Below are 12235 nucleotides of genomic sequence, written 5' to 3'. Positions count from 1 at the left end.
TAAAAAACATTCGATCCGCCTGTTGACCGCGTTGCTGTCAGCACTTCCGCTGACAGCCGGTGCAGCAGGTCTGGGCAAACTCACCGTTCAGTCCGCTATCGGACAGACCCTCCGTGCAGAAGTCGAGCTGTCCGCCAGTGCGGATGAACTCGCTTCGATGACCGCCAGGCTCGCGCCGCCAAGTGCCTTCAAGCAGGCTGGCGTGGAATACGCCACCAGCCTGAGCGGCGTCAAGGTCGCGGTCGAAAAGCGCGGGTCGCGTCCGGTGCTGGTCGTGACCAGCGAACGGGTGGTCAACGAACCCTATCTGGATGTCCTGATCGAGCTGAACTGGTCGTCCGGCAAGCTGGTTCGCGAATACACCTTCCTGCTTGACCCGGCCGACATGCCGCGCCAGGCGCCGGTCGATCCGGTTGTCGTCAAGAGTGCAGAGCCTCGTGCAGTGACGAGGGTTCCCGCCGCGCCGCCGCCTGCGCCCGCTGACAACAGCTATGAAGTGAAGCGCGGCGATACGCTGAGTCGTATTGCAGGTGAGTACGTGCCGGCCGGCGTCAGTCTCGACCAGATGCTCGTGGCGCTGGTTCAGGCCAATCCCGAAGCCTTCGACAACGGCAACATGAATCGCCTGCGTGCCGGGCGCATTCTCGCGATTCCGGATCAGTCTGCTGCGCAAGCCGTTTCGCCGCAGGAAGCGCGCAAGATCGTGTTGGCCCAGACCAGTGACTTCGCCGCCTATCGTGCCCGTCTGGCGGGTGCCGTGGCTGATTCAACGTCGGCGGCAGACACCGGCAGCCGCGCCGCGTCCGGCAGGATCGAGGCGCGGGTCGACGATCGTGCACCGTCTGCAGCGGCGGCATCCGACCAGGTCAGGGTGTCGAAATCCGCTGCCGAAAGCGACCGCAAGATCAGTGCGCTTGAAGAAGAGGTGGTTGCCAAGGAACGCGCGCTCAAGGATGCCAGCAGTCGTCTGGCAGATCTCGAACGAAACGTGCGGGAGCTGCAGAAGCTGGTCGAACTGAAAAACACCCCGATGGCACAGGCTCAGCAGCAGGCGGCAACGCCGCCTGCGCCCGCGCCGACTCCAGCGCCGGCTCCGGCGCCTGCGGTCGCGCCGTCGGAAAAGCCGGTGCCGGATCTCGCAGCCGATGCGGCCAAACCCGAAGAGAAGGAAGTACCGGATCTGGTGGCACTCGCAGATGAGAAGCCGGCAGAGAAACCAGCCGAACCGCCGGTGGCGGTCGAGCCGCCCAGTGCGGAACCCGCGCCGCCGGTCGCCGCACCCGCGCCGGCGCCCGAACCTGAACCTGCAGTGGAACCTGAACAGCCGGGACTGTTCTCCGATCCGAAGACGCTGGGTGGTCTGGGCGCCGTATTGCTGCTGGTGCTCGGTTATCTGGGCTACCGCAAGTCGAAGGCTCGTCAGGCCGTGCCGGACGCAACGCCTTCGACCACAGCCGGTCTTGAAGCAGCGCCTGCCGCATCGTCGGTGATTGGCGCAACGGGCGGCGGCCAGAGCGTCGATACCAGCGCCAGCTCCATCCAGACCGATTTCAGCCAGTCTTCGCTGTCGTCCATCGACGCTGACGAGGGTGTTGATCCGGTGGCGGAAGCAGACGTCTACATGGCGTACGGACGCGATGCGCAGGCGGAAGAAATCCTGCTCGAAGCGCTTAAGACCGAGCCGAGCCGTCACGCAATCCATCTGAAGCTGCTCGAGATCTACGCTCAGCGGAAATCGGTCAAGCCATTCGAAACGATGGCGACCGAGCTCTATGCGCAGACCGGTGGTCGTGGTGCCGACTGGGAAAAGGCCGCCTTGCTGGGCCGCTCGGTTGATCCCACCAATCCGCTGTACGGCGGCAGCGATGCGCCGGATGACAGTTTCGACGAACAGGCGTCGATGGCGGCTACCGTCGTCGTGTCGGGCGCCGACAAGATGCGCGATACCTGGACCTTGCCGGGTGACATTGGACAGCTTGCATCGGGAAGCGAACCGACGATTGCGCTCGATCTGAACAAGCTCGACCTCGGTGCCCCGGAAGTGCCGGCAGCGAAGGCCGATGCGGATCTCGATTTCGATCTCGACATCCAGTCCGCCGAGCCGCTTCCGGAAGCGCCCGCGGTTGGCGTGGCCACGACGATGACCAAACCGGGTGAGGAGTCCGACGCCGATTCCTCGCTTGATTTCGATCTTGGGCTTGACTTCACGTCCGACGAATCCAGGAAGGATGTCAGCACGGTCGTCCTTGAAAAGAATGTCGCAGATACGGCGGAGTCGCTTGCCCAGTCGTCGCAGGGATTCGATCTTGATCTGTCATTGCCGGCAGCGGGCGATGCCGAGCCGGATACCGCGGCCAGTGGTGCAGTGGTCGATCTCGAGCGCACGGATGTCGGCAATCTGATCGACTTCAATTTCGACGCATCGGATGCGCCGGCGCAGGCGGCGGCCGAACCGGTGATCGACCTGTCTGACATCAATCTTGATCTGGGTACCGATCTGTCCACGCTGGAAACCGACATTGTCGGCGACCCGCTGCATGCGCTGGAAACGGATGTGGTCGGTGATGCGGTGCAGGCGTTCGACGAACCACCGCCGCAGGCACTGCCCGACCTGAGCGAATCGTCGGTATCCACCGTGATCAATCCGGAAGACATGCTCGCGACCGAGGAGCCGCCGCAAACGGCAGCCGAAGAAGCGGAGACCAAGCTTGAACTCGCGCGCGCCTATGAAGAGATGGGCGACAAGGAAGGTGCGCGCGAGCTGCTGCAGGAAGTGGTGCGCGAAGGCACGGCAGATCAGCAGTCGCAGGCGAGTGAAATGCTCGCGAAACTTGCCTGAACGAGGCATTGCAGCGGATGGATCGGCCTTCGCGCCGATCCGCTCCCTGCAGCACACACACTCGCGCCCCGGCTGAAATCCTCCACGCGTGTCCTGTTTGTCCCGGCCTCGCCCGGCGCTATGCTTGACGCAAATTTCCTGCGTCACCCCCATGTACGCCACCGACACTGACCCTGCCGCCCCCCGCCTGCATGCGGCGACATTGCTCGCACTCTGGCTGGTCTGGCTGCTCGCCGGGCAGGTGGCGGGCTCGCCCTGGCACGAGCTGTGGTCGGCCATTTCCATCACGTGCGCCCTGCTGTGGGCCGCCCATCCTTTCCTTCGTCTGGTACGCCGTCTGCGCTGGCTCCTGCTGGCCATCCTGCTCACCTTCGCGCTCGCTACGCCCGGGCGTCTGCTGATACCCGATCTCCCGGCGGGTCCGAGCGTCGAAGGCCTGCTGGCCGCACTGTCGGCCATGAGCAAGCTGATCGGCATGGCCGCTGCCGTTGCCGTACTGCTGGACCGGATGACACCGGCCCGACTGACCGGAGCCATCCACCGGCTGGTTCATCCGCTGTCGGCGGATCATCCATCGCCCGGAAGCTTCGCCTTGCGCCTGCAACTGGTACTGCACGAAATCGATCATCAGGTGCCGGGACGCAATTGGCGTTCGTGGCTGGAAGAAGGCGACAGTGGAACGCCCCTTCCGGTCGAGGCGTGTGCGCCTCTTGCTGCATTGGATCTTGTCGTGCTGGCCGTTGCCGGCTGCCTGCTTGCACTCTGGTACTGGGCCTGACATGCGCCTTGCATTGGGTGTCGAATACGACGGATCGGCCTTTCGTGGCTGGCAGTCACAGGCGACCGGACCGACGGTGCAGGACACGCTGGAAGCCGCCTTGTCCTCCATCGCGGCGCATCCGGTTCGCGTGCAGGCCTCCGGCCGCACCGACACCGGTGTCCATGCGACGGCGCAGGTGGTGCATTTCGACACGTCGGCGCATCGCCCCGATACGGCATGGGTACGCGGCTGCAATGCGCAGTTGCCGCCGTCGGTTGCGGTGCGCTGGGCCGCGCCGGTGGCCGGAGATTTCAACGCGCGCTTTTCGGCGCATTCTCGCAGCTACCGCTACTGTCTCTACAACCATCCTGTGCGTCCGGCGCTGGCGGCCACGCTTGCCGGCTGGTTCCACCGTCCGCTCGACGAAGTCCGCATGTTGGCAGCTGGCGCCGATCTGATCGGCACGCATGACTTTTCCGCCTTCCGGTCCTCGGAATGTCAGGCGCGCAGTCCCGTACGCAGCTTGACGGGGCTGTCGCTGGTGCGCCGGGGCGACTGGATCATGCTCGACCTGACGGCCAACGCGTTTCTGCATCACATGGTGCGCAACATCGTCGGCGCGCTGGTAGAAGTGGGATGCAGCCGTCGTGATCCGTCGTGGTTGGGCGAACTGCTGGCGGGACGGGACCGGCGCCTGGGTGCGCCGACTTTTTCTTCCAGTGGCCTCTATCTGGTCGGTGTGGGCTACGATGCGGCGTGGCGTCTGCCGGAAGTCCAGTATGGGCTGCGACTTCCGCCCATCGGACCGGAGTGACGCCCGGCTGATGCTGCTACGATCACTCCCGAGGACCCAAGGTGCGCAAGACCCGTATCAAGGTGTGTGGCTTCACCCGCGAGACCGATCTCGAAGCTTCGCTCGCGCTCGGTGTCGATGCCGTCGGTTTCGTGCTCTATCCGCCCAGCCCGCGTGCGGTGACGGTTGAGCGGACGGCGGTGCTGGCGTCACGGGTGCCGCCGTTCGTCACGCGGGTCGGCCTGTTCGTCAATGAAGATGCGGGATTGATCAGCGAAGCCGCAAGCGAAGCGCGTCTTGATTGCCTGCAGTTCCATGGCGACGAGACGCCGGATGATTGCGAACGTTTCGGCCTGCCCTACATCAAAGCAGTCCGGGTGAGGCCCGGGCTGGATTTGCTAGAATACGCGGTCAGGTTTCGTGCAGCGCGAGCGCTGCTGCTGGACGCCTACTCCGAGGCTTGGGGGGGCTCCGGCAAAAGCTTCGACTGGTCGCTGATCCCGCCCGACCTTACGCTGCCGGTCATTCTGTCCGGCGGCCTGGATCCGGAAAATGTGGCAGACGCGGTTCGGCGTGTGGCACCGGCTGCGGTCGATGTGAGCAGCGGAGTCGAATCCGCCAAAGGAATCAAGGACGTGGCCAGGGTGGCTGCGTTCATATCAGGAGTGGAAAATGGGGAAGCTCGACCTGCCGGCTGAGGTATCTGCCTCCGCCTACAACCTGCCGGACACGACCGGGCATTTTGGTCCGTACGGCGGCACTTTCGTTGCGGAAACCCTGATCGCCGCGCTCGATGAGCTGCGGGACACCTACGAATCACTGAAGGACGAGCCTGCTTTCCGGGCCGAATTCGAGTATGAGCTGAAGCACTACGTCGGCCGCCCGAGCCCGATCTTCCATGCACGCCGCCTGTCCGAAGTGGCCGGTGGCGCGCAGATCTACCTCAAGCGCGAAGACCTGAACCACACCGGCGCACACAAGATCAACAACGTGATCGGCCAGGCCATGGTGGCCAAGCACATGGGCAAGCCGCGCGTGATCGCGGAAACCGGTGCCGGCCAGCACGGCGTTGCCACTGCGACGATCGCCGCCCGGCTCGGCATGGAATGCGTGGTCTACATGGGCAGCGAGGACGTGAAGCGTCAGGCGGCCAACGTCTATCGGATGAAACTGCTCGGTGCCACGGTGGTGCCGGTCGAATGCGGCTCGAAGACCCTGAAGGACGCGCTGAACGAAGCCATGCGCGACTGGGTGACCAATGTCGCCAACACCTTCTACATCATCGGTACCGTGGCCGGTCCGCACCCGTATCCGATGATGGTGCGTGACTTCCAGTCGGTCATCGGCGAAGAGTGCAAGTGGCAGATGCCGGAAATGATCGGCCGTCAGCCTGACGCCGTGATCGCCTGCGTCGGTGGCGGATCGAATGCGATGGGCATCTTCTATCCCTACATTCCCTATCCGGACGTGCGTCTGATCGGCGTCGAGGCGGCCGGGCACGGCATTTCGTCCGGCATGCATTCGGCGTCGCTGTGTGCCGGGCGCCCGGGCGTGCTGCACGGCAACCGTACCTATCTGCTGCAGGACGAGAACGGTCAGATCATCGAAACGCATTCGGTGTCGGCCGGCCTCGACTATCCGGGCGTCGGCCCGGAACACGCCTGGCTCAAGGACTGTGGCCGTGCGGAGTATGTGGCGATCGATGACGAGGAGGCTCTGGCGGCCTTCCACAAGACCTGCCGCATGGAAGGCATCATTCCGGCACTCGAATCGTCGCACGCCGTCGCCTACGCAATGAAGATGGCGGCCGGCATGTCTAAGGACGCGGTGCTGCTGGTCAATCTGTCCGGCCGTGGCGACAAGGACATGCACACCGTGGCCGAGAAGTCCGGCATCGCGTTCTGACCTGCTTTTCCACCATCCTGTTGTCGGCCGGGTGGCGGAAGCCGCCCGGCGACGGTTTCCGAAAATGTCCCGAATCACTCAAACACTGTCCGCGCTGGACGCCGCCGGTCGCAAGGCGCTGATTCCATTCGTCACCGCGGGCGACCCCGACCTGTCGGTCACGGTGCCCCTGATGCACACGCTGGTCGAGGCGGGCGCCGACATCATCGAGCTCGGAGTGCCTTTCTCTGACCCGATGGCCGACGGCCCGACGATACAGCGCGCGTCGGAACGGGCGTTGCTCAAGAAGGTGTCCCTGCGCCAGGTGATCGCGGCGGTAGCTGAATTCCGCACCCGCAACACGACGACGCCGGTGGTGCTGATGGGCTATGCCAACCCGATCGAGGCCATGGGTGTCGATGCCTTCGCCGACGCGGCTTCGGCCGCCGGTGCGGATGGCGTGCTGGTCGTCGATTACCCGCCGGAAGAGTCGCGCGAATTCGCCAAGGTGGTGCGCGCGGCCGGTCTGGATGTCATCTTCCTGCTGGCGCCGACCTCGACCGACGTGCGGATCCGCGCCGTCGGCGAAATCGGCAGCGGCTACATCTATTACGTGTCGCTGAAAGGCGTGACCGGTGCCGGCCACATCGACATCGATGCCGTATCGAAGCGCATTCCGCTGATCCGCGACATGGTCGGCCTGCCGGTCGGCGTCGGCTTCGGCGTGCGCGACGGCGCCTCGGCGAAGGCGCTGGCTTCCGTGGCCGACGCGGTCGTCATCGGCAGCCGCATCATCGAGGAAATCGAGAACAGCCCGGCAGATGAAATACTGCCGCGCGTGAAGACGCTGCTGAGCGGCATCCGCGCCGCGATGGACAGCGTCGAGGTGGCGGCATGAGCTGGCTGCAGAAGCTGCTGCCGCCAAAGATCAATCGCAGCGAGACTGCCGGGCGCAAGTCGGTTCCCGAGGGCCTGTGGTCGAAGTGCCCGGCCTGCGAAGCGGTGCTCTACACCGCTGATCTGGCCGCCAATACCGGCGTCTGCCCGAAGTGCAATCACCATTCGCGCGTACGCGCCCGCGTGCGGCTGGATGCGTTGCTCGACCGTGAAGGCCGCTTCGAGATCGGTGCCGAGGTCATGCCGGTCGATCCGCTGAAGTTCCGCGACAGCAAGCGCTACGCCGACCGTCTGAACGCGGCCGCCGACGAAACCGGCGAAGGTGATGCACTCATCGTCATGCAAGGCGCGATCCGGACCGTGCCGGTGGTAGTCGCCTGTTTCGAGTTCGAATTTCTCGGTGGATCAATGGGTTCGGTCGTCGGTGAACGCTTCGTGCGCGGCGTGCGCGTCGCGGTCGAACAGCGCCTTCCCTTCGTCTGCATCGCGGCGAGCGGCGGCGCGCGCATGCAGGAGGGCCTGTTTTCGCTGATGCAGATGGCGAAGACCACCGCTGCCCTGACCCAGCTGGCCCAGCACAAGCTGCCCTTCATTTCAGTGCTGACCGACCCGACCATGGGCGGCGTATCGGCCAGCTTCGCGTTCATGGGCGACATCGTGATTGCCGAGCCGGGCGCGCTGATCGGCTTCGCAGGCCCGCGCGTGATCGAGCAGACTGTGCGCGAAAAGCTCCCCGAAGGCTTCCAGCGGGCCGAATTCCTGGTCGAGAAGGGCGCTGTCGACATGATTGTCGATCGCCGCGAAATGCCCGACCGCATCGCCGGCCTGCTGTCCGCGCTGCAACGCATGCCGGCATTGACGTGCTGAACCGGACCGCTCCGCGACCGCTGCGTCGCATGACAACCGTGCCCGGCCCGTCGATCACATGCCGCTGACGCTGACCGAGTGGCTGCAGCACCTTGAAAGCCTGCATCCGAAGGTGATCCAGCTCGGGCTGGACCGCGTGCTCAGCGTCAAGGCGGCGCTCGGCATCACGCAGACCATCCCGCTGTTCATCGTCGGCGGCACCAACGGCAAGGGCTCCACCTGTGCGATGCTCGAACGAATCCTGCGCTGCGCCGGCTATCGTGTCGGCACCTACACGTCACCGCATCTGCTGGCCTACAACGAACGCGTCCGGATCAACGGCGAGCCGGCCAGCGATGACGCCCTGTGTGCCGGATTTGCCGAGGTCGAACAGGCGCGCGGCGACACCGCGCTGACCTATTTCGAGTTCGGCACCCTGGGGGCGTGGCAGGTGTTTGAGCGCGCCGACCTCGATGTGATCGTGATGGAAGTGGGGCTGGGCGGCCGTCTTGATGCGGTAAACGCGTTCGATGCCGACTGCGCCATCGTCACCAGCGTCGATCTCGATCACATGGAATATCTCGGTGACACGCGGGAGCTGATCGGCCGCGAGAAGGCCGGCATCTTCCGTGCGGGGCGTCCGGCCATCGTCGGTGATCCGATGCCGCCCGCTACGGTGATCGAGTACGCGCAGGCTATCGGCGCAGTGCTGAAGGTTTCCGGCCGCGATTTCGGTTTTGCCGGTGACCGGCAGCAGTGGGGCTACTGGCGGCGCGAGCCGGAACGGCTGGTCAAGCGTGGCGGGCTGGGCTATCCGGCGCTGCGCGGTGCCAACCAGCTGCTCAATGCATCGGCGGTGATCACGGCGCTGGACGCCATGTCCGACAAGGTTCCGGTATCCGTCGGCGACATCCGGCTTGGGCTGGCGACAGTCGAATTGCCCGGCCGCTTCCAGGTGATGCCCGGCCGTCCGTCGGTCATCTTCGACGTCGCGCACAACCCGCATGCCGCCTCGGTGCTGAACGAGAATCTGTCGAGCATGGGGTTCTACCCGGAAACCTGGGCTGTGCTGGGCATGTTGCGCGACAAGGACATCGCGGGCGTGCTCGACCGGCTCAAGGGGCGGATCGACCACTGGATGCTGTGCGACCTCGGCGGCCCGCGCGGTACGCTGGCCGGTGACATCGCCGAAATGATCGCCGGACAGGGTATTCCGGGCAGCGTGTCGACCTTTGCCAGCCCGGTCGACGCATGGCAGGCCACCCGGGAACGGGTGGGTGCAGATGATAGAATCGTCGTGTTCGGATCCTTCCTCACCGTCGCAGAAGTCATGCGCGAATACGCGCGCTCGCCCCTGCCTTCAAAAGGCTGAACCCACCCGCAGGATGCGCCCGACGTGGCTTCTACCGCACCCGATCTCCAGACTGAATTGCGCAAGCGCGCCCGCCGGCGCCTGCTCGGCGCCATCGCGCTCGCGCTGACCGCGGCCATCGTGCTGCCGGTCGTGATGGATCACGAGCCGCGCGCCCCGGCGCAGGACATCGCAGTGCGCATTCCACCCCGTGACAGCCTTCCGGCGCTGGCCCAGCCGGTGCGCCCCGAACCGGCGGATACCGACGTGATGATTCCGCCCGCGCCGCCGGATACCGAATCCACAGCACCGGCGACGACCGCTTCAGCCCCCGTTGCACCGCCCGCACCAGCTGCGCCACCCGCGCCCGTTCCCGCGCCACCGAAGGCAGAGCCGCCCAAGCCGGCTGCTGCGACCCCTTCGGCGAGCGAAGCGTCGCGCGTGGCGGCCCTGCTCGATGGCAAGTCGGGGGCCTTCGCACTGCAGCTGGGCGTGTTCAGCGACGCCGCGAATGTGGCCAAACTCCGGGCGCGTGCGAAGGAACTGGGCTTTCCGACCTTCACCGAACCGGTGAAACTGGAAAACGGCCAGTCCCGGACGCGCGTCAAGGTCGGTCCGTTCCCGACGCGCGCTGCAGCCGAAGCCGCGCAACGCAAGCTTGAAGGTGCCGGCATGCGTTCCATGGTGGCGCCCGCTGCATGACCGTGCTGGACTACATCCTGATCGCCATCGTGGCGGTGTCCACGGCAATCGGGTTGATGCGCGGTCTGGTCAGCGAAGTGATTGCCCTGGCGGCGTGGGTGCTCGCCTTCATCGTCGCCCGACAATTCGGTGGCGACGTCGCCACGCTGCTGCCGGCCGGCCTGCAGGATCCGGGCTTGCGCATGGTCAGCGGTTTCGCGCTCGCCTTCGTCGCGGTGCTGCTGTTGTGCGGCGTGCTGCGTTGGGTTTTGCGCTCGCTGATCAAGGCGACCGGACTTGATTTTCCCGATCGGGTGCTCGGGGGCTTGTTTGGGCTGGCTCGGGCCGCATTTATACTGCTTCTGATCGTGGTCGGCGCAGCGTTCACGCCCGCCCCCGAACAACCGTGGTGGCGCGCGGCGGCGCTGACGCCGCCGCTGGAAACCGCAGCAATCGCCCTGCGCCCGTGGCTGCCGGATGCAGTGGCAAAGAAGATTCGATTTAAGGCCTGACCATCATGTGCGGAATACTCGGCGTCGTTGCCACCTCTCCCGTCAATCAGCTCCTGTACGACGGACTGCTTGTGCTGCAGCACCGTGGCCAGGACGCGGCCGGCATCGCCACCGCGCAGGGCCAGAAGTTTCACATGCACAAGAGTTCCGGACTGGTGCGCGACGTGTTCCGCACGCGCAACATGCGCACCCTGCTCGGTGACTGGGGCATCGCGCACGTGCGCTACCCGACCGCCGGATCGGCCTACAACGCGGCCGAGGCGCAACCCTTCTACGTCAATTCGCCGTTCGGCATCGTGCTGGCGCACAACGGCAACCTGACGAATTCGGAAGAGCTGAAGGTCGACATGTTCCGCACAGATCTGCGGCACATCAACACCACATCCGATTCCGAAGTGCTGCTGAACGTGCTGGCACACGAAATGATGCAGTCGCTGCGCGAGCGGCCGACCTTCGACGAGCAGACGGTGTTTCGCGCCGTGGCCGGCGTGCATCGCCGCTGTCGCGGGGCCTACGCCGTGGTCGCGATGATCGCCGGCTTCGGCCTGCTGGCATTCCGCGACCCGTACGGCATCCGCCCGTTGGTCATCGGCACGCACGAGACCGAACAGGGCACCGAATGGCTGGTCGCTTCGGAAAGCGTTGCGCTCGATACGCTGGGCTTCACGTTGCTGCGCGACATTGCGCCGGGCGAAGCCGTACTGATCTCGCCTGAGGGCACGATGCAGTCGCTGCAATGCGCCGCGCACCCGACCCAGGCGCCCTGTCTGTTCGAATACGTCTATCTGGCGCGCCCTGACTCGCTGATGGACGGCGTGTCGGTGTACGAGTCGCGCGTGAAGATGGGCGAATTCCTCGCCCAGAAGATCCAGCGTGACCACGGCGGGCTGCAGATCGACGCGGTCATCCCGATCCCCGATTCAAGCCGTCCGTCGGCGATGGAACTGGCCCGCGTGCTCGACGTGCCATACCGCGAGGGGTTCGTGAAGAACCGCTACATCGGCCGCACCTTCATCATGCCGGGCCAGGCGGTACGCCGTAAGTCGGTGCGCCAGAAGCTCAATGCGATCACGCAGGAGTTCCGCGGCAAGAACGTGCTGCTGGTCGATGACTCGATCGTGCGCGGCACGACCAGTCAGGAAATCGTCGCGATGGCGCGCGAAGCGGGCGCTCTGAAGGTGTACTTCGCGTCGGCTGCACCGCCGGTGCGTTTCGCCAACGTGTACGGGATCGACATGCCGACGCGCGACGAGCTGATCGCAGCCAACCGCTCCGACGAGGAAATCCGCGTCGCCATCGGTGCCGACGAATTGATCTACCAGACACTGGACATGCTGAAGGCCTCGATCACCGCCTGCAACCCGTCGATCGAACAGTTCGAAACGTCCTGCTTCGATGGCTGCTACGTCACCGGCGATGTGACCGCCGCCTATCTCGATGGCGTCGAGAACCAGCGCAAGGGCGCGCCGCGACAGTCCGACGACGACAGCGGTCAGCTCGACCTGAATCTGGTCACGTCGGAGGAAAACGCCTGAGCGTGTTTCCGGTTCATGAGTTTTCCCGACATCCGGCTTGACCTGCCCTGCGCACCGGCAGTAATGTCGGGAGACGCGCCGATTTGAATCCAGCTTGCGGGCGCGCGGGTCGAGGTCTCGTCGAGACAATGACCCGG

General features: G+C 65.2%; 11 protein-coding genes. All 11 read left to right on the top strand.

The window, feature by feature from the left end:
* Positions 1-157: 157 nt before the first annotated feature.
* The 11 genes from NMQ16_RS19270 to purF all read left to right on the top strand — a co-directional run bounded on the left by NMQ16_RS19270 (position 158) and on the right by purF (position 12098).
* Positions 158-2839 (top strand): FimV/HubP family polar landmark protein, encoded by a 2682-nt coding sequence (locus NMQ16_RS19270; RefSeq protein ID WP_306441833.1) that lies wholly within the window; start codon positions 158-160, stop codon positions 2837-2839.
* 124 nt (positions 2840-2963) lie between these two features.
* The gene (locus NMQ16_RS14125) at positions 2964-3617 is read left to right on the top strand and encodes a hypothetical protein (RefSeq protein WP_257081455.1); all 654 of its coding nucleotides are present in this window, start codon (positions 2964-2966) and stop codon (positions 3615-3617) included.
* 1 nt (position 3618) lies between these two features.
* Positions 3619-4413, top strand: a complete 795-nt coding sequence (gene truA / locus NMQ16_RS14120; protein WP_257081453.1) for a tRNA pseudouridine(38-40) synthase TruA — start codon at positions 3619-3621, stop codon at positions 4411-4413.
* A gap of 41 nt (positions 4414-4454) precedes the next feature.
* Complete coding sequence (locus NMQ16_RS14115; protein ID WP_257081452.1) at positions 4455-5090, top strand: phosphoribosylanthranilate isomerase; 636 nt, start codon at positions 4455-4457, stop codon at positions 5088-5090.
* Positions 5065-6297 (top strand): tryptophan synthase subunit beta, encoded by a 1233-nt coding sequence (trpB, locus tag NMQ16_RS14110; protein ID WP_257081450.1) that lies wholly within the window; start codon positions 5065-5067, stop codon positions 6295-6297. The genes NMQ16_RS14115 and trpB overlap by 26 nt, the downstream gene beginning before the upstream one ends.
* A 64-nt stretch (positions 6298-6361) precedes the next feature.
* Positions 6362-7174, top strand: coding sequence for a tryptophan synthase subunit alpha (gene trpA / locus NMQ16_RS14105; RefSeq protein ID WP_257081448.1), 813 nt, complete (start codon positions 6362-6364; stop codon positions 7172-7174).
* Positions 7171-8040, top strand: coding sequence for an acetyl-CoA carboxylase, carboxyltransferase subunit beta (gene accD / locus NMQ16_RS14100; protein WP_257081447.1), 870 nt, complete (start codon positions 7171-7173; stop codon positions 8038-8040). Before trpA ends, accD begins: the two co-directional genes overlap by 4 nt.
* Positions 8041-8098: 58 nt before the next feature.
* Positions 8099-9391, top strand: a complete 1293-nt coding sequence (gene folC, locus NMQ16_RS14095; RefSeq protein ID WP_257081446.1) for a bifunctional tetrahydrofolate synthase/dihydrofolate synthase — start codon at positions 8099-8101, stop codon at positions 9389-9391.
* 24 nt (positions 9392-9415) lie between these two features.
* Positions 9416-10072, top strand: coding sequence for an SPOR domain-containing protein (locus NMQ16_RS14090; protein WP_257081445.1), 657 nt, complete (start codon positions 9416-9418; stop codon positions 10070-10072).
* A complete protein-coding gene (locus NMQ16_RS14085; RefSeq protein WP_257081444.1) occupies positions 10069-10563 on the top strand; it encodes a CvpA family protein in 495 nt (164 codons plus the stop codon). The genes NMQ16_RS14090 and NMQ16_RS14085 overlap by 4 nt, the downstream gene beginning before the upstream one ends.
* A 5-nt stretch (positions 10564-10568) precedes the next feature.
* Positions 10569-12098 (top strand): amidophosphoribosyltransferase, encoded by a 1530-nt coding sequence (gene purF / locus NMQ16_RS14080; protein ID WP_257081442.1) that lies wholly within the window; start codon positions 10569-10571, stop codon positions 12096-12098.
* The last annotated feature ends 137 nt before the right edge of the window (positions 12099-12235 follow it).

This window comes from Methyloversatilis sp. XJ19-49, from assembly GCF_024580145.1.
In the GTDB taxonomy this organism is placed as follows: domain Bacteria; phylum Pseudomonadota; class Gammaproteobacteria; order Burkholderiales; family Rhodocyclaceae; genus Methyloversatilis.
This window is presented reverse-complemented; position numbering and strand designations above follow the sequence as displayed.

Excerpts from the sequence above, each read along its gene's own strand:
- NMQ16_RS19270 (WP_306441833.1), top strand. The coding sequence starts at position 158 with ATGACCGCCAGGCTCGCGCCGCCAAGTGCCTTCAAGCAGGCTGGCGTG.
- truA (WP_257081453.1), top strand. The coding sequence starts at position 3,619 with ATGCGCCTTGCATTGGGTGTCGAATACGACGGATCGGCCTTTCGTGGC.
- trpB (WP_257081450.1), top strand. The coding sequence starts at position 5,065 with ATGGGGAAGCTCGACCTGCCGGCTGAGGTATCTGCCTCCGCCTACAAC.
- trpA (WP_257081448.1), top strand. The coding sequence starts at position 6,362 with ATGTCCCGAATCACTCAAACACTGTCCGCGCTGGACGCCGCCGGTCGC.
- accD (WP_257081447.1), top strand. The coding sequence starts at position 7,171 with ATGAGCTGGCTGCAGAAGCTGCTGCCGCCAAAGATCAATCGCAGCGAG.
- folC (WP_257081446.1), top strand. The coding sequence starts at position 8,099 with ATGCCGCTGACGCTGACCGAGTGGCTGCAGCACCTTGAAAGCCTGCAT.
- NMQ16_RS14085 (WP_257081444.1), top strand. The coding sequence starts at position 10,069 with ATGACCGTGCTGGACTACATCCTGATCGCCATCGTGGCGGTGTCCACG.
- purF (WP_257081442.1), top strand. The coding sequence starts at position 10,569 with ATGTGCGGAATACTCGGCGTCGTTGCCACCTCTCCCGTCAATCAGCTC.